Source organism: Kitasatospora aureofaciens, from assembly GCF_001188955.3.
In the GTDB taxonomy this organism is placed as follows: Bacteria; Actinomycetota; Actinomycetes; order Streptomycetales; family Streptomycetaceae; genus Kitasatospora; species Kitasatospora aureofaciens.
The window spans coordinates 14,379-31,514 of sequence record NZ_JPRF03000037.1; the positions used below are offsets into that span (position 1 = coordinate 14,379).

Consider the following 17,136-nt stretch of genomic DNA (forward strand, 5'->3'; position numbering starts at 1 on the left):
TGGCGGCCTGTACGCAGTGCTCCGCATCTGCGGTGATCGAGGATCTCGACGTGCAGCCGCCGCAGACCTGGTCCCTCGGGTGCGCGACCGCACGCGTGCGGGCCGGTGATCCGATGATCAACTACCGCTCGCTCAACCGCGATAGCGACTACGCACACATCCTGGCCGGTGGCAGCACCCAGGTGTTGCCCTTCGGCTGACGGGCGCACCAGAGCAGCCCGCTCCCTGTCACCGTAGGGAGCGGGCCGCTTTGGTGTGCCTCAGGCCAGGTGGGCGGCGATCAGCTCGGCGCTGGCGTCGGGGCGTTCCAGGAGGGGGAGGTGGCCGGTCTCCTTCAGGGTCTCCAACTGGCAATCCGGGACGGTGGCACGTAGGAGTTCGGCGTTGCGGACGAAGGCGGGCATGTCTTCGTCGCCGAGGACGACCAGGGTGCGGGCGGTGATGCGGCGCAGGTCCTCGGCAGTGTGCTTGTGGGAGGTGAGGGCGTCCATGGCGCGGTTGCCGAGTTCGGCCCAGGTGTGGCGGGCGACGACCTCGCGGAGAGAGGCCCGCAGGGCGGGGTGGCGCTGGGTGCCGGTGAAGATGTCGGGCGGGGACTGCATCCAGAGGTCGGCCAGCTGCTCACCGGGCCCGACCATGCGGTAGAGCATCGAGAGCTGCTGGTAGCGAACCCTGGCGGAGTCCTCGTTGGGGGTGCCGGCGAGGGTGGGGGCGGCGAGGACGAGGTTGTCGACCAACCCCGGCTCCTGGATGGCGAGTTGGATGGCGGACATCGAGCCGAAGGACAGGGCGACCACCGACCTGGCGCCGGTTTCCTTCGCGACCTCGGCCAGCTGCCCGGCCAGGGCGGTGAGCGGCAGCCCCGGGGGGAGCGGGGCGGATCCGCCGTGGCCGGGCAGGTCGATGCCGATGTGGGTCCAGCCGGGGAGGCGGTCCCACAGGGGCTGCCAGGTGGTGGAGTCCATGGTGTAGCCGTGGATCCAGAGCACGGCAGGGCCGCTGCCCCGGCGGCGCAGGTGCAGGGCTTCAGGCATCAGTGCCTCCGGAGAAGTCGGCGCAGAACCGGCGGAAGGCGAGGACCGGCGCGTCCCGGGCGTCGTAGCGCGGGGTCATGGCGTGGTCGAGGTGTTCCCAGACCACCTTGTCCTCCGCCAGAGCCTTCTCGCTGCCGCCGAGCAGGGCGGGCAGCGCGGCGCGCTGGTGCTCGCGGACGCCGATGGCGACGCGGGCGGTGCAGCCGCCACCAGCGGAAGGTACCGAACCGGTGACGATCACCTGTCGTTCCGACTCGGGCCCGAACTCGGTGACGACCACGTTCGGGCTGAACGCCTGGGCGTGGAAGCGCGGCTTGAAGTCCCACCGCACCCGGCCCGTACGAACCGCCTCCCAGCGGATCTCCTCCAGCCGGCGCGCGTCCTGCCAAGGCGAGGCCTGCATCAGGAACTGGCCCTCGATGACCAGCTCCCCGTGTTCACCGATACGGGTGGCCATCCCCTGGTTGCCGGGCACGCCGTGGACGGCCTTGAAGTGGTCCGGGTCGAAGGCGTTCTCCACCACGTACTCGGACGGCACGTCGACGGGCAGGCTGACGGCCGCCACCAGCGGGTAGTCGGTCTTCCAGCCCTTGAGGGACTGCTCGAAGCCTCGGTCGCCCGCCGGGTCGTCGGAGAGCCGGACGAACACGGCGTCGCCCCACTCCAGCACCTGGTGCTCTGCGACCGACCAGTGCTTGGACGAATCCCCGAGGCCGATCCGCTTACCGTGGAACGGGCAGACCACGCAGTCGCCTTCGCGGCGTCCGCCGTAGCCCAGGTGGGCTCCCCGGTGGGGGCAGGAGGCGTCGAGGACGCGCAGCCGCTCGTCCTCCCGGAGGGCGATGAGGCGACGAGGCCCGATCGCCAACGGCGTGATTTCGTCGGCCAGTTCGGATCGGAAGGCCAGCAGGTACCAGCCGCGGTGCACAGTCATGGGGCTCGCGTTCATCGAAGTGCCTTGAGGACTTGTTCGGCGGCCCGCTCGCCGCTCGCCAGGGCGCCCTGCACCCAGGGCAGTTGCTCGCCCGCGACGGTCGCCTCGCCGGCGAAGAAGAGCGTGTCGTCCACCGGCTCGGCCCAGCGGCGGGCGGCTCCCTCCAGCCCGGCCCGGGGTGCGGTGAACGCCCCTCCGGTGTACGGGTCCCGGCCCCAGTCGGCGACCTCGACGTCCAGCACGGCCGCACCGACTGTCCAGGGCAGCGCCGTGGCCAGCAGAGCGGACAGCTCCGAACCGGCCGTGCGCAGGGACGCAGCGGCGTCGGCCTTGGCGACCACCAGCACCTCGGACCGTCCGGCGGCGCAGCGGGTGAAGCCGGTGTGCCCGTCCACGTCGAACACGATCATGGTGTCGGGCGCGACCCGGTCCAGGGTGACCACCGCGCAGTAGCCGTCCCCGGCGGGCAGGTCGGCGGCGGCCGCCAGCTTCCACGCGGGCAGCCCGGGGACCGGAACCGCCGGGGGGACGGTGATCACAACGGCACGGGCGGAGGAAACCCCGGCATCCGTCCGCACGGTGACCCGCCCCGGCTCGTACAGCAGCTCTCGGACGGGCTCCCCGAGCCGTACGTCCAGGCCGTCCGCCAGCCGCTCCGGCAGCCGGTCGAAGCCGCCCTCGACGGCGAACTCGCCCTCGCCGACGGTGTCCCCGCAGTGCGCCCGAGCGATGCCCGCGGCGCTGAGCTCCTCCGGGTCGGCGGCCCAGTTCTGCCGGAACCATTCGAGGACGGCCACCGCCTCGGCCCCGGTACTGCCGAAGGCGCGCAGCCAGCTGGCGACGGACAGCCCGGTGACGCCGGGGCTGCGCTGGAGCACGGCCTCCAGTTGCCAGGGGGCGCGGCGGCCGGAGCTCAGCGCACCCATCTCCCGGTTCGCGCCGTCCTCGACGATCCGGGCGGTGACCCGGCGCGGTACGGCACGGGTGCGGCCGGGGCCGAGCAGCTCGTGCACCGGGTTGCGGTCCCCGTGCACCACCTGGGCGCCGAGTTCCAGCGGCGGGCCGCCGTCGGCCGGCCGGTGGGTGCGGATCCGCCCGCCGAGCCGTTCCCTCGCCTCGTACACCACGACGGACAGCCCCTCCCGGGACACCAGCCGGGCGCAGTTCAGGCCGGACGCTCCGGCGCCGATCACGATCACATCAGTCACGCGGAGCCCCCCAGCTCGATCGGGAGTGCCCGCAGCCGGCGCGGCACCAGGCACTGGTCCCAGTCCGGCACACCGTCCGGCCCCCGCAGTGCGGGGAAGCGGCGGACCAGGCGGGGCAGCAGCAGGGCGGCGGTCTGCCGGACCAGCGGCGCGGCCAGGCAGAAGTGGGGGCCGCCGCCGAAGCCGAGGTGCGGGTTGGGGCTGCGGTCGAGCCGCAGCTCATCCGGGTCGGTGAAGACGGACGGGTCGCGGTTGGCCGCGGTGAGCACCGCGAGCACCCGGGCACCGGCCGGCAGGACGCCGCCGCCCAGCTCGACCCGGTCGGTGGTGACCCGGGCGGTGAACGGGATCGGCGCCTCCAGGCGCAGCAGCTCGTCGACGGCGAGCCGGGCGAGGTCCTCGTCGGCTCCTGCCAGAGAGGACACCGCCGCCCGGTCGGGCAGCAGCAGGTGCAGCGCGTTGCCGATGAACTCGGCGAGCGGCTGCCAGCCCCCGATGACGGCCAGGCTCAGGATGCCGAGCATCTCGGCACGGCTCAGCCGGTCGTCGGCGGCCAGGGCGGCCAGCGGGACGTCGGTGCGGCCCACGACCGAAGAGGCGTGCCCGTCCAGGTAGTGGGTCAACGCCCCGGCGGCACTGCGCCCGAGCGCGGCGCGGGCCGGAGGCACCATCGGGTCGAGGTTGACGGACGCGGCCCGGGCGAGCGCCTCGAAGCGCTTCGACTCCCCTGCGGGCAGCCCGAACAACCGCGCGTACACGGCGGTGGCGAGCGGTCGGCCGATCTCCGCGACCGCGTCGACCCGGCCGCCCACCGGCAGCCGGTCGAGCAGCGCGTCCACGTCCTCCAGCAGACCGGCGGAGAGGGACCGTACGGCCGCCGGCCCCAGGAGCAGCGCCCCCGGGGCCCGGAGCCGGTGGTGGTCCGGCGGGTCGGTGGTGAGCATGGACGGCGGCAGGGCGTCGTCGCGGGCGCGTTCCCGCTGGCCCTGGGCGGCGGAGAAGCGCGGGTCGCGCAGGACCGTGGCGCAGTCGCCGTGGGCGGTGACCAGCCAGAGCCGGGACGCGGCGTCGTAGTGGACCGGGTCGTTGGCCCGGAGCCACCGGTACGCCGGGTGCGGGTTCGCCCGCCCGGCGGGGGCGAACGGGTGGATCAGGTGCTCCGGCAGGCGCACCGGCGCCGTCGTCATGGGTCCGGCTCCTTGGAGTTCAGCGGACCCGGGGCCCGCGCCAGCGGAAGGAGAAGGCGGTCAGCACCAGGCCGGCCAGCGACCAGGCGACGAGCACCATCGCGATGTGCCCCAGCTCCCAGCTCCCGGCCGGTTCCACGGCCTTGAAGGACTCCGGCAGGAAGACCGAGCGGAAGCCCTGGGCCATCCACTTGACCGGGAAGAACGCGGCCACCGTCTGCATCCAGGCGGGCAGCTGGCCGAACGGGAAGAACACGCCGGAGATGAACTGCAGCACCATGAAGACCGGGGTGACGATCGCCGCCGCCGACCGGCTGTTGGGGATCAGCGCCGAGTAGGCGGCGCCGGCCATCGCGCAGGCGACGGTGCCGAGGGCGAGGTCCCAGCCGAGGGTGAACCAGCGCTCGGGGGTGCTGGGCAGCGGCAGCCCGAACAGGGCCAGGGCGATGCCGATCAGCAGGACGGCTTCCAGCACGGTGGTGACGATGACCCGCACCAGCTTGCCGACGAAGTACGCCGACTTGGGCATCGGGGTCATCGCGAGCCGGCGCACCGTACCCGTGTCCCGCTCGATCGCGATGTTGATGGCGAGGCCCGAGAAGGCGGTGCTCATCACGCCGGCGGCGATGATGCCGGCCATGAACACCTGCTTGAGGTCGGTGTCGGTGCCGGCCACCTTGCCCGAGAAGATCGAGCCGAAGACGACCAGCAGGATCACCGGGAACATCAGGGTGAAGACCAGCGACTGCTTGTTGCGGAAGAAGGCGCGCAGCTCGACCTTGGAGCGGGCCGCGCCGGCCCGCCAGATGCCGGGCATCCGGCCGGTGCGCCGGGGCGTTCCGGCGGTCACCGCGTCGGCAGCGGGGGTCTGGGTGAGGGTCATCGGGTGCCCGCCTCGGAGATCAGCTGAGTGGTGTCGGCGCCGCGGTCGGTACCGTCGACGTTCTCGCGGATCAGGTCCAGGTAGACGTCCTCCAACGTGGGCCGGTGCACCCGCAGTTCGGGCAGCTCGGCGACGCCCGCCCGGTGCGCCCACGGGACCAGCGCCGCGAGCAGCGCGGTCGGGGCGTGGGTGCCGATCCTGAGCACGCCGTCCGCGCCCACCGGGGCCGGTTCGGCCCCGGGTGGCAACGACGGCAGCGTGCGGCCGGCCAGCTCCGGCGGTATCCGGAAGGAGACCGTGGTCGGAGTCTGCGATCGGCCGCCGAACTCGGCCAGCGGCCCGCACTGGACCACCCGGCCGGCGACGATCACCGCGGCGCGCTGGCACAGCGCCTCGGCCTCGTCGAGGTAGTGCGTGGTGAGCACGGTGGTGCGACCGCGCTCGGAGAAGTAGCGGACCAGGTCCCAGGCCTCCCGGCGAGCCACCGGGTCCAACCCGGTGGTGGGTTCGTCGAGGAAGATCAGGTCCGGGTCGCCGACGATGCCCACCGCGACGTCGAGCCGCCGGGCCTGGCCCCCGGAGAGGTCCGTGCTCTGCTTCTTCTCGTGCTTGCCCAGTCCGACCATGTCGATGACCTGGCCGACCGGGAGCGGGTTCGGGTAGAACGCCGCGAAGTGCTCGACCACCTCACGGACCGTCAGGTCCGAGTAGGCGCCGGTGGTCTGCGGAACGACCCCGATCCTGGCGCGCCACTCGCGCCGGTCCTCGGCTGGGTCACAGCCGAGGACCCGCACGTCACCGCCGGTTCGCTGGCGGACGCCCTCCAGGATTTCGACGGTCGTCGTCTTGCCCGCGCCGTTCGGCCCGAGCAGGGCGAAGACCTCACCCTGGTGGATGTCCAGATCCAGGCCCTGGACCGCGTGCCAGTCGCCGTAACTCTTGCGCAGGCCGCGGACTGAGACGGGGTGCTCCCCGACGGCAGTCGCCACTGTGGATCGCTCCTCTGTGGGGTGTTCAGGCCGACCTGGCACTCAGGTCGACCGGCCGGGCGCCTTGCCCGGCGGGCGGGTTTCCCGGCTCGATCAGGTGCAGCAGCAGCACGGGCAGCAGCAGGAGTTGCCGCCGGCCGCGATGTCCGACAGGTCGCCCTCGCTCAGCTCGGCGGTGTCGATCTGCGGGGTCTCCGGGATGTGGAACTCGTAACGGCCGGTCGCCAGACCGATCTCGTACAGCTCCACCTGCACCTCGAGGTTGCCCTCCTGCTCGCCCTCGGCGGCAGTCTGGACGATGACGATCTCGGCGTCGGCCGGGAGCTCCAGGCCGGCCTCGGCGAGGGCGGCGCGGGCGTCGGTACGCAGGCGGGCCGCGTACTCCTCGCTCGACCAGGCGCTGATCAGGGCGCGGGTGTAGCCGTTGACGAACTCGGCCCGCTTCCTCTGGTCCAAAGCCATGAGAATATTCCTTTTCTCTGGTTACCGGATTGTCGGCGGACCTCGGCACTCGGTGCCGAACACTTGGTGACGGGCACCCGGTGCTTTGCACTTCCTGCTTCCCGGCGCCGCCGACGAATGAAGAATGTCACGGCCGCAATTGGCCGCCAAGACCTCACTTCCGACGCCTGGACTAAGTATTGAGCACGTGCGGCGGGTGCGGTAGATTTCAGCCGTCACGCACCCATGAATACGCATCAGAATACGTATCGGAATACGCATCCGAATGCGTACCGGGAAATGCGTACGTACGCATTCGGGGATCGCGTACGCATTCCGGAAGTCCCGGGTGAGCATCGAGAGGAAACACGGGGGTGGTCCGCACCGTGCCTACGCACACCGTCCCGCCAGGCCCTGCCGACGACGTCGACATGGCGCTGATGAGGGAGTCGCCGCTCGACTTCATCACCGGCCTGGCCCGCACCTACGGCGACGTCACCCGGCACCGGGCCGACGGCGACACCGTCTACCTGCTCAACCGCCCCGAGTACGCCAGGCACGTCCTGAAGGACAACGGCGCCAACTACACCAAGGAGGGCACCCCGGACGACGCCATGCTGCGCCCGCTGCTCGGCAACGGGCTGCTGACCAGCAACGGCGCCGACTGGGCCCGCCAACGGCACCTCACCGCACCGGCGTTCCGCCCCAGCGCCGTCCGCACCTTCGACACCATCGTCACCGACGCCACCGCCGGGATGCTGGAGCGCTGGCGCCCCTCCGTCGAGGCCGGCACCCCGCTGGAGGTGGACCAGCACCTCACGGCGCTCACCCTGGGCATCCTCACCCACGCCATCCTCGGCGCCGACATCGACGGCATCGGCGAGGGCTTCGGCCGCGCGGTGGACGCCGTCAACCGCTGCATCGGCCACTACGTACCGACCCCGGACCCGGACCCGGCCGACACCGCCCGCCGGTACGCCGACTTCGGCCGCGCCCGGGTCTTCCTCAACACCGTCACCCGCACCCTGATCGCCGCCCGCCGCGCGGGCGGCGGCAGCACCGCGGGAGGCCGCGCCCCGGGCAGCAGCACCGCAGGCGGCGGCAGCGCGGGAGCCGGCGGCGACCTGCTGGACACCATGATGTCCAGCCACCACCTGGTCTCCGACGAGGACCTGCGCGACCAGGTGCTGACCATCGTGATGGCCGGCCACGAGACCACCGCCAAGTCCCTGACCTGGACGCTCTACCTGCTCGACCGCCACCCCGAGGAGCTGGCCAAGGTCCGCGAGGAGGTCGACCGCGTGCTCGGCGGCCGCCCGCCGACCGCCGCCGACCTGGCCGACCTCCCGGCCTGCCGCCGGGCGATCCAGGAGGCGATGCGGCTCTACCCGCCGGTCTGGCTGATCTCCCGCCGGGCCGCCGGGCCCGACGTCATCGGCGGGTACGACGTCGAACCCGGCACCCTGGTGTGCGTCAGCCAGTGGGTGCTGCACCGCCACCCCGAGTACTGGACCGAGCCGGACGCGTACCGCCCGGACCGCTTCGACGGCGCCGACCTGCCCAGCCATCTCTACCTGCCGTTCGGCGGCGGGGACCGGATCTGCGTCGGGCAGCACTTCGCGATGCTGGAGGCCGTCCTGGTGCTCGCCTCCCTGCTCCAGTCGGTCCGGCTCGAGCTGGTCGAGGGCTTCCCGGTCGAACCCGAGGCCCTGGTCACCCTCCGCCCCAAGCACGGCATGACGATGATCGCGAGGCCCCGATGACCACCGCTCCCGCACGCCCCGACGAGAAGCGCCCGCTCGGCGGCTCGTACGACCCCGCCCGCACCACCGGCGGCGGCCTGGGCGCCGAACTCGACCGGCTGGAGGCGCAGGCCGCGCTCTCCTTCCCCGAGGAGCTGCGCATCCTGCGCGAGCTGGGCCTGCCCACCGGCGGCACCGTGCTCGAGCTCGGTGCGGGGCCCGGCGCGGTGACCCGTCGGCTGCGCGCCGCGCTGCCCGCCGACACCGCCCTGATCGCCGCCGACATCGACGGCGAGCTGCTCGCCCACGCTGCCGGCCCCGGGGTGACCCTGCTGGTCGCCGACGGCGCCGAACTGCCGCTGCCGGACGCGAGCGTGGACTTCGTGCTGCTGCGCTACGTCCTCCAGCACGTCCCCGACCCGGTCGCGGTGCTCGCCGAGGTCCGCCGGGTGCTGCGCCCGGGCGGCCGGGTCGCCGTGACCGAGGTGGACTCCGCGCTGTGGGGCGCGGCCGAGCCCTCGTACCCCGAACTCGCGGGCGTGCACGCCAAGATGGCCGCCGCCCAGCGCGCGGACGGCGGCGACCGCTCGATCGGGCGCCGGTTGCCCCGGCTGCTGCGCGCGGCCGGGTTCGGGCAGCCGGTGCTGCGCCCGTTCGCCACCACCAACGACGACCACCCCACCGACGCCTTCGCCCCCCAGCTCGGCCCGCAGCGCCTGGAGCCGCTGGTCGCCCGGGGCGTCCTCTCACTGGCCGAGCTCGCCCTCGCCGCGGACCGCTGGAACCGCTTCCGGTCGGACCCCGACGCCTGGGTGATGCTGCTCGGCCTCACCGTCGCCGCGACCGCACCCGCGGGCCGCGGACCGCAGGAAACCGCCTGACCCACCACCCGTACCGGACACCGGAAAGGAACACCTCCATGCACCCCAAGGTGAAGATCTTCATCACCATCTTCTGCTACATCAGCGCCGTCGCCGGCCTGGTCACCGCCGTGATGGACGCCAGCCAGAAGCCCGCCGACACCACCTCCGCGGTGGTCGCCGGCGTGCTCGGGGTGGCGTTCCTGCTGGGCGGCCTGGCGCTGACCCGGAAGCCGCGCTACTGACGGTGGGGTCGACGCCGAGCGGCTTAGGTACTCGAGCAGCACAACGGGTCGGGGGGTAAGGCTTCGAAGCCTTACCCCCCGACCCGTTCCGGGTTCCGCTGCTACTTGCCGTTTCGCCGCAGCGGGTTGATCACCCCGAACGCCCCGGTCAGCGTGGACGGGTCGACGAAGGAGCCGCCCGGCCCGTGGGTGCGGCGGAAGTTGTTCACCAGCCCGGAGAACGACGGGTCCACCTTCGCCCGGTAGGCGGCCAGCAGGTTGACCCGCTCCGGTGTGGACAGCTCCTGCTCGGCCCGCAGCTGGTGGCTGCGCGAGAGGTGGTACATGCCCTCGACGGTGTAGCCGGCGTCCAGCCAGCCCTGCCACAGCGCGTCCCGGTCCGCCTCCTGCCCGGCGAAGTACTCCAGGGCGCGCGGCCGCGGCTCGGTCGGGGCCGCCACGGCCGGCACCGGTTCGGTGCGCAGCTCGACCCGCCGCCCGCACAGGTACAGCACCCGAACACCCTTGCGGACACAGAAGTTGAGCGCCTGCGCGGCCTGGTCGACGACCGCCTCGGCCTTGTCGTTGAGCGAGGTGTTGCACAGGATCGGCACCCCGGTGGCGGCCCGGAAGGCGTCCAGCGCCCGGTGCAACGCCGGGTTGGACTCCGCGGTGACGGTCTGGTGCCGGGCCGAGCCGTCCAGGTGGACGATCGCGGGCACCAGCTCCCGTACCTCGGGCCGGACCTGCACCGCCTCCAGCATGTACGGCGACTCGCGGTCGGAGGCGAACCACTCGCCCGCGTGCTCGGCCATCACCATCGGCGCGACCGGCCGCCACCACTGGCGCCGCTTGTACTCGTTCAGCAGGTCCTTGACCTTCTGCGAGCGCGGGTCGCCGAGCAGGCTGCGGTGGCCGAGCGCGCGCGGCCCGAGTTCGGCCCGGCCGTCCACCCAGGCGATCACGCCGTCCGAGACGTCGGCGACGAAGCGCTCGTCCTCGAAGTCCGTGACCGAGACGATCCACGGCGCGAACTCGGCCAGCGCCTCCTCGGTGTCCAGGACGTCCCGGCCGTAGTACGGGGAGACGATCCGCAGGTCCGAACCGTCGAGCGCGCCGGCCCCGTACAGGCCGAGCAGGCCGAGGCCGATGCCCTGGCCGGAGTCGTTGGCGCACGGCGGGGTGACCAGGCCGCGGAAGCCGAAGCGGTCCATCAGCAGAGTGTTGGTGGGGCAGTTGAGCGCGTAGCCGCCGGTGGTGGCGAGGTGGGTGTCCTCGGCGCGGAGGCCGCCGACCTCCAGCAGCCGTTCCACGTTGCGGACGGCGACGCCCTCGCAGCAGCGCTGGATCACCTTCATCACCGCGCTGCGCAGGTGGTCCTCGCGGCTGAGCGAGTCGTCCAGCTCGGCGTCGGCGAGCTGCTCCTCGGCGGCGTCCACCACCGAGCGCACCAGGTCGTGGGCGGCCTTCCAGGGCTGGGTCGCCGAGCCGCCGAAGAAGGTGACGTCGGCGATCGCGGCCTCGGCGTCGAACTCGATCGCGGCGGTGGAGGCGGAGGCGAGCGCCATCAGCGAGCCGGGCTCCAGCCCGAACACCGTCTCGGCCGCGGTGTAGAGCGGCCCGGGGGACTCCACCGGCTCGAAGGTGATCCGACCCTGCTTGACCACGCAGCCCGCGTACCAGTACGGGTTGGGGCGGCTCTCCTGCGCGTAGTCGGGCAGCGCGTCGATGGCCAGGCCGACGATCTGCCCCTCGCGGAACAGCGGGACGTCCCGCAGCACGCCGCTGAACAGGTGCGCCAGGCTGTGCAGCGGGAAGTCCTCCGCGCCGACCGGCTTGGGCACCGGCTGCGCCTTCGGCAGCCCGGGGGTGCCCCAGGTGGCGGTGACGTCGTCGAGGGTCAGACCCTCCTCCGCCAGCAGCGCGGACAGGAAGGCCTCGGAGCGGCCCTCCGTGTACAACGGCCAGAAATGGTGCTTCTGCCCGCTGACCCGTTCCAATTCCCAGACCCGGACCAGTTCGACGTCGGCGCCTTCCCGGCGCCACAGAGCGACGTTCTGGTCGTGCCGGACCGAGAAGACCGCACCCGGCCCCGGCGGCGTGAGATAGGCGGAAAGGAAATGCTCGGCCACGGTTACCTCTTTTTCCTCGGTCTGCCAGGTTCTGTCAGGACGAGGTAATTCCGGCCCGTACGCGAGGGGATTTCCCGCACCCCGCCAGGGCCGGCCGCCTGCCCCCGGCGCCAGCGACTACCCGGCCATTCGACCACGCGTCCGGACGGGCGGTACATACTGAAATCGCCGTTTACGCACGTCCCGGGGCCGGGGCGTACGCATGCGCAGCAGGGCCCGGGCCCGACCGGCCGAGCCCCGGGACATGATCCGACGGGGTTTTTGATAAGTAAGCCAACAACTGTCACGATCCTCCCATGGCACGCCCGAGGAAGTTCGACACCGAGACCGCGATCGACGCGGCCATGAACACCTTCTGGTCCAAGGGGTACACCGCGACCTCGACCGACGACCTGGCCGAGAGCACCGGCATGCTGCGCGGCAGCCTGTACAACGCCTTCGGCGGCAAGCGGCAGCTGTTCGAGCTCGCGCTGCGCCGCTACCGCGAGGGCGGCACGGCCGGGAGCAACCCGGCGCCCGCCGACCTGCCGCCCCTGGAGCTCATCCGGCAACTGCTGCTGACCGGGGTGGACCAGACCTCGACCGACCACCGCGGCTGCCTCGCGGTCAACACCGTCACCGAACTCGCCCTGCGCGAACCCGAGTTGGCCCAGCTGGCCCGCCAGGCCTTCGTTCCGCTGGAGGCCACGCTGACGACGGCGGTCGAGAACGGCCGGCTCCGCGGCGAGATCCGCGCGGACCGCACCCCGCAGGTGCTCGCCCGCCAGGTGATGGCCGGGTTCCACGGCCTGCTGCTGCAGGCCAAGGCGGGCTTCGAGCCCGAGTCGCTGCACGCGACCGTCGACGCGATCGTCGAGGACCTGCGCGCCTGATCGCCGCGGCCCCGGGCCCTTGAGATTCCACCCGGGGCCGCCCGGGCTTCCTCGCGCCCAAGTTTTTGGCACTTCCACCAACAAAAACACCAGTCGGAGGCCACACCCCATGCCCCTCCTGCCCGTCATCCTGGCGGCCTTCTTCATGGCTCTCCCGTGTCACCGCGGCCCCCGCCCCGGCCCCTGCCGCTGCCCCCAGCGCTCCCCTCCCGGCGCCGGCCCGGCAGTGACCCATCCCCGAGCAGGCCGCCCGCCCCCGGTCAGGCGGCCTGCCGGACCTTGACGCCCCCCCGACCAGCGAGTACGAGCGGACCGTGACCACCGCGCCGCCGGGCTCACCGGCCACGCCCTTGCTGCGGCCGCCGAGCAGCGAGAACCCGCTGACCTCCACCGCCGTCCCGGCCGGAACGGTCAGGTCGACCCCGCCGAACACCGAGAACGCGTCCACCTCGGCCGAGGCACCCTCCGGGTAGGCCAGCTCCGCGCCCCCGACCAGCGCCGCCTTGACCAGGTGCGTCCCGTCCGCCGGAAGCACCGCCCCGGTGTGGTCCAGCTTGGCGCCGCCCACCGCGGCCACGTGCACCGTGCGCTCGCGGGCCGTGAACCCGCCCCGGTGCTTCAGGCCGCCCAGCAGGGCCAGGCTCCACTCGGTGCGGCGGGCGGTGGTCTCGGCGTTCTTCGTGATCTCCATGCCCTGAAATCTACGGCCGGGCCCTGAGCCCCCGTCAGTGCCGTGGAGCACGACTGCCGTATGACAAACGTCATCATCCGCACCGGGCGCCACCTGCGCGTTTCCCTCCACCCGCGCCACCCGCTCCGCCCGCCGAAAACGGCCCGGGCCCCGGGGCAGTGGCTGGACCACTGCCCCGGGACCCGGGCCGTTGGTGGGGAAGTACGAAGGGGTGGGGACGTCAGGCGCGGGTGCCGGCCCGGGCGTCCTTCGCGTCCTGGGCGGCGAAGAACTCCTCGGCGATCGCCCGGGTGCGCGGCAGCTCGGCGACCGGCTCGCCGATCACCCGGCCCGCGAGCTCACCGGCCAGCCGGATCACGTCCTCCCGCAGCTCGGCCTCGGCCAGCACCCGGTCCGTCGCCAGCTGCACCTGCGCCTCGGCCAGCATCCGGTCCCGCAGCTCCTGCCCCTCGGCCCGCAGCTGCGCGATCAGCGCCGCCCCCTCCTCGGTGGCCGTCTGCCGGATCAGCGCCGCCTCGTGCCGTGCCGCGACGAGCTCCGCCTGGAACTCCTCGTACACCCGCTGGGCCTGCGCCCGCGCCTCCTCGGCCCGCTCCGCACCACCCTCGGTGGCGTCCCGGCGCTCCCCCAGCAGCTTCTCGATCCGCGGCAGCAGCACCGCCCCGAGAACGCCGAATATCAGGAAGAAGCAGACGAGTCCGACGACGACTTGAGCAAGATCCGGCTTCAAAGGTCCCATGGCCTCAAGATAGTTGAGTCGCCGTCGCCCAACTCCGGCGGGTCCGTCCCCGGCTCCGGGAACGACGAAGGGCGCCCTCCCCGAAGGAAGGACGCCCAGGTCGGAAGCACTGCGGCCGTGTGGGGCATCAGGGGCTCGAACCCTGAACCTACGGATTAAAAGTCCGCAGCTCTGCCAATTGAGCTAATGCCCCGCGGCTCTCCGTACCGGGCTGGTCCCGGGTGGGGAGGGCCACCGCGATCCTACCCGGTGGGCCCCAGGGCTCCGCCAGTGGATTGGCCGGGCGCGCCGGGGGCGCAGGGCACGGCCGGGAGCGGGTTGTAGTGGGCGGCCCGGACGCGGCGCAGCCAGGCCTCGGCGGGGCGGGGGTCGGGGGCCTCGGGCAGGACGCCGGGGCGGGAGAGGCGGTCGGCGGCGTCGGCGAGCAGGTGTTCGGCGGTGCGGGGGCGGTCGGCGATGCGTTCGCCCAGGTCGCGGACGCGTTCCGGATCGGACAGCCGGATCAGGTTGTGGCCGGTGCGGTGCAGCCGGACGGCCTGCTCGACCAGCCGGACGAGGTGGCGGGCGTGCTTGGCGGCCCGGCGGCGGGTGGCCGGGTCGGTGGTGTCCCGGGTCAGCAGCTTGCGGAACTGCTGGTCCGCGTAGCCGAGATAGGCCCTGCGGACGGCCGGTGCGCTGAGGAAGCTCGACCGGATCCCGACCAGTTCGCGACCGAGCGGGGTGACGGTCTCGTACAGGTCCTCCGGCAGCCAGACGAGCTCGGAGGCGGTCGGGTTGCAGGACAGTGCCAGTCGGCACCACTTGGCGGCCTCGTGCAGGGTCACGTCGGGCGCGGTGGTGACGTGCGACTCGACGGGGCGGTGCAGGCCGTGCAACTCCTCGGTCGGGGTGGCGAACAACCCCAGGCGGTCGAGGTCGGAGCCGGCGTGGGCGAAGCCGTACGCGGTGGAGCCGACGATGCCGGAGAGCAGTACGGTGCCAGCGGGCGGAACGGCGCCGGAGGGCAGCGCGGTGCCGGAGAGCGGCACCGCGCCGGGGGCGGTGGGCATGGACGGGCTCCTCCCGAACGGGCTGCTCACGAGCGGGCTGCTCACGAGCGGGCTGCTCACGAGCGGGCTGCCGGAGAGCGCATCCTCCCCCGGGCGGGCCGCGCCGGGCGAGCGATTTCCGGAGCGGCGACCGCCCCGCCGCCGATACTGGCCCCATGCAGCACGCTCCCCTCCCGGAAACCGTCGGCGTCGAGAGACTGCGGGCCTGGTGGTCCCACCGGCAGTGGCTGGACCGCCCGCACACCGGGGCGTCCGCCGCCGAGGTGCTGGCCGCCACCGGCTGGGCCCGCTCGGTCGGCGGCGCGGCTCCGTACCTGGGCCTGTTCGCCCGGGCCGGGCTCGGCCGGGCGGCGGTGGACGCGGCGGTGGCGGGCTTGCAGGTGCACGAACTGCCGGCCGCCCGCGGCTGCACCTACGTGCTGCCGGCCGCCGACTTCGCGCTCGGCCTGGCGGTCGGGGCGGCCGCCCCGGAGGGTGAACTGGCCGCCGCGGCGAAGCACCTGGGGGTCGGCCGGGACGAGGTGGAGCAGCTCTGCCTGGCCGTCGAGCGGGTGCTGTCCGACGGCGGTCCGCTGGACCCGACCGCGATCCGGGAGGCGGTCGGCGACGCCGTCCGGCCGCTCGGCGAGGCGGGCCGCAAGCGCGGCCTGTCGACCACCCTGCCGCTCGCCCTCGGGCTGATGCAGTCGCGCGGCCGGATCCGTCGGGTGCCGGTCAACGGCCGTCTGGACCAGCAGCGTTACGGCTACGTCGGCTGGGACCAGCCGGTCGCGGGGAACGCCGTCGACCTGGCCCGCCGCTACTTCTCCTGGGCCGGGCCGGCCACCCTCGGGCACTTCCGCTGGTTCTCGGGCTTCACCGCGGCCACCGCCCGCCGGGCCGTCGCCGAGGCCGGGGCGGTCCCGCTCACGCCCGGCTCCGAACTGCTACTGCTGCCCGAACTGGCCGAGGCGTTCGCCGAGTTCGAGGTGCCCTCCGAACCGCACTACACCCTGCTGGCCGGCATCGACGGCATCCACCTGCTGCACCGCGACCTGTCCCGGCTGCTCGACCCGGCCGACGCCGCCCGCCCGCTGCCCGCCGGCCGGGCCGGGCGCACCTTCGGCGGCGAGGCCGACCCGCAGACCCATCTGGTGCTGGACCGCGGCCGGATCGTCGGCCTGTGGGAGTACGACACCGAGCGGGCCGAGATCGTCCACCAGTCCTTCGTCCCCCCGGACGACGCGCTGCGCGAGGCGGTGGCCCGCACCGAGGCGTTCGTCCGGGACGAGCTCGGCGACGCCCGCGGCTTCAGCCTCGACTCGCCGAAGAGCCGCGCCCCGAAGATCGCCGCGCTGCGGGCGGCCGCACTCGCGCGGCAACAGGCCGGATAGCGTACGGCCCATGTCGACCACCACCACCGACGAGGTCCTGATCGTCACCGGCGCCGGCCGCGGCATCGGCGCCGCCACCGCCCTGCTGGCCGCCCGCCGCGGCTACCGGGTGTGCGTCAACTACCGCACGGACGAGGCCTCGGCCACCGCCGTCGTGGACGCCGTCCGGGCCGCGGGCGGCACCGCGATCGCGGTCCGGGCCGACGTCAGCCGCAGCGCCGACGTGGAGCGTCTGTTCACCACCGTGGACGCCGAACTAGGGCCGCTCACCGGGCTGGTGAACAACGCCGGCACGCTGGAGCGGCAGTGCCGGCTGGAGGAGATCGACGAGGACCGGCTGAACCGGATCTGGGCCGCCAACATCACCGGCCCCTTCCTGTGCGCGGCCCAGGCCGTCCGCCGGATGTCCACCCGGCACGGCGGGCGCGGCGGCGCCATCGTCAACGTCGGCTCGGCCGCCTCCCGGATCGGCTCGCCCAACGAGTACGTCGACTACGCGGCCGCCAAGGGCGCGGTGGACTCGATGACCCGCGGGCTGGCGTTGGAGGTCGCCGACGAGGGCATCCGGGTCAACTGCGTCCGTCCTGGCCTGATCCACACCGGCATCCACGCGCTCGGCGGCGAGCCGGGCCGGGTCGACCGGGTCGCGCCGGGCCTGCCGATGCGGCGCGGCGGGGAGCCGGAGGAGGTCGCCGAGGCGATCCTGTTCCTGCTGTCACCGGCCGCCTCGTACACCACGGGGGCGTTCCTGGAGGTCTCCGGCGGGCGGTGAACACCC

At 73.2% G+C, this 17,136-nt stretch carries 18 protein-coding genes and 1 tRNA gene; 8 read left to right on the plus strand and 11 right to left on the minus strand.

The annotated features are described in order from the left end of the window. Positions 1 to 32: 32 nt before the first annotated feature. On the plus strand, positions 33 to 200 hold the full coding sequence (locus HS99_RS45170) for a hypothetical protein (protein ID WP_157846583.1): 168 nt from the start codon (positions 33 to 35) through the stop codon (positions 198 to 200). Positions 201 to 260: 60 nt separating this feature from the next. Here HS99_RS45170 and HS99_RS24415 read toward each other — a convergent pair whose 3' ends face one another. The 7 genes from HS99_RS24415 to HS99_RS24445 form a co-directional block, all read right to left on the minus strand. After that, positions 261 to 1,034, minus strand: a complete 774-nt coding sequence (locus HS99_RS24415) for an alpha/beta fold hydrolase (protein WP_030555320.1) — start codon at positions 1,032 to 1,034, stop codon at positions 261 to 263. Beyond that, entirely contained in the window at positions 1,027 to 1,968 is a 942-nt protein-coding gene (locus HS99_RS24420) for a Rieske 2Fe-2S domain-containing protein (RefSeq protein WP_030555318.1), read from the minus strand. The genes HS99_RS24415 and HS99_RS24420 overlap by 8 nt, the downstream gene beginning before the upstream one ends. Before the next feature lie 11 nt (positions 1,969 to 1,979). Further along, the gene (locus HS99_RS24425) at positions 1,980 to 3,176 is read right to left on the minus strand and encodes a flavin monoamine oxidase family protein (protein ID WP_141763797.1); all 1,197 of its coding nucleotides are present in this window, start codon (positions 3,174 to 3,176) and stop codon (positions 1,980 to 1,982) included. Next, on the minus strand, positions 3,173 to 4,363 hold the full coding sequence (locus HS99_RS24430; RefSeq protein WP_050366651.1) for a cytochrome P450: 1,191 nt from the start codon (positions 4,361 to 4,363) through the stop codon (positions 3,173 to 3,175). The genes HS99_RS24425 and HS99_RS24430 overlap by 4 nt, the downstream gene beginning before the upstream one ends. Positions 4,364 to 4,382: 19 nt before the next feature. Continuing rightward, the gene (locus tag HS99_RS24435; protein ID WP_078867625.1) at positions 4,383 to 5,246 is read right to left on the minus strand and encodes an ABC transporter permease; all 864 of its coding nucleotides are present in this window, start codon (positions 5,244 to 5,246) and stop codon (positions 4,383 to 4,385) included. Next, entirely contained in the window at positions 5,243 to 6,235 is a 993-nt protein-coding gene (locus HS99_RS24440; protein ID WP_046385443.1) for an ABC transporter ATP-binding protein, read from the minus strand. The genes HS99_RS24435 and HS99_RS24440 overlap by 4 nt, the downstream gene beginning before the upstream one ends. A 93-nt stretch (positions 6,236 to 6,328) precedes the next feature. Continuing rightward, entirely contained in the window at positions 6,329 to 6,697 is a 369-nt protein-coding gene (locus tag HS99_RS24445) for a hypothetical protein (protein ID WP_223886012.1), read from the minus strand. A 365-nt stretch (positions 6,698 to 7,062) separates the two neighbouring features. On the opposite strand from HS99_RS24445, the gene HS99_RS24450 reads away from it, so the two are divergent. From HS99_RS24450 to HS99_RS24460, 3 genes are read left to right on the plus strand one after another with little or no spacing between them, the layout of a single operon-like run. After that, entirely contained in the window at positions 7,063 to 8,439 is a 1,377-nt protein-coding gene (locus HS99_RS24450; RefSeq protein ID WP_141763798.1) for a cytochrome P450, read from the plus strand. After that, the gene (locus HS99_RS24455; protein ID WP_030289435.1) at positions 8,436 to 9,299 is read left to right on the plus strand and encodes a class I SAM-dependent methyltransferase; all 864 of its coding nucleotides are present in this window, start codon (positions 8,436 to 8,438) and stop codon (positions 9,297 to 9,299) included. The genes HS99_RS24450 and HS99_RS24455 overlap by 4 nt, the downstream gene beginning before the upstream one ends. Before the next feature lie 38 nt (positions 9,300 to 9,337). Further along, positions 9,338 to 9,523: a hypothetical protein gene (locus HS99_RS24460; RefSeq protein ID WP_030289436.1), complete on the plus strand. Its 186-nt coding sequence runs from the start codon at positions 9,338 to 9,340 to the stop codon at positions 9,521 to 9,523. Positions 9,524 to 9,624: 101 nt separating this feature from the next. On the opposite strand, the gene HS99_RS24465 is transcribed toward HS99_RS24460, so the two are convergent. After that, a complete protein-coding gene (locus HS99_RS24465; protein ID WP_051747224.1) occupies positions 9,625 to 11,634 on the minus strand; it encodes a carbamoyltransferase C-terminal domain-containing protein in 2,010 nt (669 codons plus the stop codon). Between the two features lie 296 nt (positions 11,635 to 11,930). On the opposite strand from HS99_RS24465, the gene HS99_RS24470 reads away from it, so the two are divergent. Both HS99_RS24470 and HS99_RS45175 read left to right on the plus strand, forming a co-directional pair. Further along, positions 11,931 to 12,506, plus strand: a complete 576-nt coding sequence (locus HS99_RS24470; RefSeq protein WP_030289438.1) for a TetR/AcrR family transcriptional regulator — start codon at positions 11,931 to 11,933, stop codon at positions 12,504 to 12,506. 314 nt (positions 12,507 to 12,820) lie between these two features. Further along, a complete protein-coding gene (locus HS99_RS45175) occupies positions 12,821 to 12,979 on the plus strand; it encodes a hypothetical protein (RefSeq protein ID WP_157846582.1) in 159 nt (52 codons plus the stop codon). Positions 12,980 to 13,417: 438 nt separating this feature from the next. Here HS99_RS45175 and HS99_RS24475 read toward each other — a convergent pair whose 3' ends face one another. The 3 genes from HS99_RS24475 to HS99_RS24485 form a co-directional block, all read right to left on the minus strand. Next, positions 13,418 to 13,936 carry a F0F1 ATP synthase subunit B family protein gene (locus HS99_RS24475; RefSeq protein WP_043388541.1) on the minus strand — a complete coding sequence of 173 codons (519 nt, stop codon included), beginning with the start codon at positions 13,934 to 13,936 and terminating at the stop codon, positions 13,418 to 13,420. A gap of 120 nt (positions 13,937 to 14,056) precedes the next feature. Next, a tRNA-Lys gene (locus HS99_RS24480) sits at positions 14,057 to 14,129 on the minus strand. Between the two features lie 49 nt (positions 14,130 to 14,178). Then, positions 14,179 to 14,985 carry a nucleotidyltransferase domain-containing protein gene (locus tag HS99_RS24485; RefSeq protein ID WP_078938997.1) on the minus strand — a complete coding sequence of 269 codons (807 nt, stop codon included), beginning with the start codon at positions 14,983 to 14,985 and terminating at the stop codon, positions 14,179 to 14,181. A 155-nt stretch (positions 14,986 to 15,140) separates the two neighbouring features. Between HS99_RS24485 and HS99_RS24490 the strand changes: the two genes are divergently transcribed. Both HS99_RS24490 and HS99_RS24495 read left to right on the plus strand, forming a co-directional pair. Next, positions 15,141 to 16,358: a DNA glycosylase AlkZ-like family protein gene (locus HS99_RS24490; protein WP_030289448.1), complete on the plus strand. Its 1,218-nt coding sequence runs from the start codon at positions 15,141 to 15,143 to the stop codon at positions 16,356 to 16,358. Positions 16,359 to 16,368: 10 nt separating this feature from the next. Then, positions 16,369 to 17,130 (plus strand): SDR family oxidoreductase, encoded by a 762-nt coding sequence (locus HS99_RS24495; protein WP_030289450.1) that lies wholly within the window; start codon positions 16,369 to 16,371, stop codon positions 17,128 to 17,130. The last annotated feature ends 6 nt before the right edge of the window (positions 17,131 to 17,136 follow it).

What these genes read in the sequence shown, in the direction of transcription:
- HS99_RS24415 (WP_030555320.1), bottom strand. Translation starts at nt 1,034, where the DNA reads ATGCCTGAAGCCCTGCACCTGCGCCGCCGGGGCAGCGGCCCTGCCGTG.
- HS99_RS24420 (WP_030555318.1), bottom strand. Translation starts at nt 1,968, where the DNA reads ATGACTGTGCACCGCGGCTGGTACCTGCTGGCCTTCCGATCCGAACTG.
- HS99_RS24430 (WP_050366651.1), bottom strand. Translation starts at nt 4,363, where the DNA reads ATGACGACGGCGCCGGTGCGCCTGCCGGAGCACCTGATCCACCCGTTC.
- HS99_RS24435 (WP_078867625.1), bottom strand. Translation starts at nt 5,246, where the DNA reads ATGACCCTCACCCAGACCCCCGCTGCCGACGCGGTGACCGCCGGAACG.
- HS99_RS24445 (WP_223886012.1), bottom strand. Translation starts at nt 6,697, where the DNA reads ATGGCTTTGGACCAGAGGAAGCGGGCCGAGTTCGTCAACGGCTACACC.
- HS99_RS24455 (WP_030289435.1), top strand. Translation starts at nt 8,436, where the DNA reads ATGACCACCGCTCCCGCACGCCCCGACGAGAAGCGCCCGCTCGGCGGC.
- HS99_RS24460 (WP_030289436.1), top strand. Translation starts at nt 9,338, where the DNA reads ATGCACCCCAAGGTGAAGATCTTCATCACCATCTTCTGCTACATCAGC.
- HS99_RS24470 (WP_030289438.1), top strand. Translation starts at nt 11,931, where the DNA reads ATGGCACGCCCGAGGAAGTTCGACACCGAGACCGCGATCGACGCGGCC.
- HS99_RS24475 (WP_043388541.1), bottom strand. Translation starts at nt 13,936, where the DNA reads ATGGGACCTTTGAAGCCGGATCTTGCTCAAGTCGTCGTCGGACTCGTC.
- HS99_RS24485 (WP_078938997.1), bottom strand. Translation starts at nt 14,985, where the DNA reads ATGCCCACCGCCCCCGGCGCGGTGCCGCTCTCCGGCACCGCGCTGCCC.
- HS99_RS24490 (WP_030289448.1), top strand. Translation starts at nt 15,141, where the DNA reads ATGCAGCACGCTCCCCTCCCGGAAACCGTCGGCGTCGAGAGACTGCGG.
- HS99_RS24495 (WP_030289450.1), top strand. Translation starts at nt 16,369, where the DNA reads ATGTCGACCACCACCACCGACGAGGTCCTGATCGTCACCGGCGCCGGC.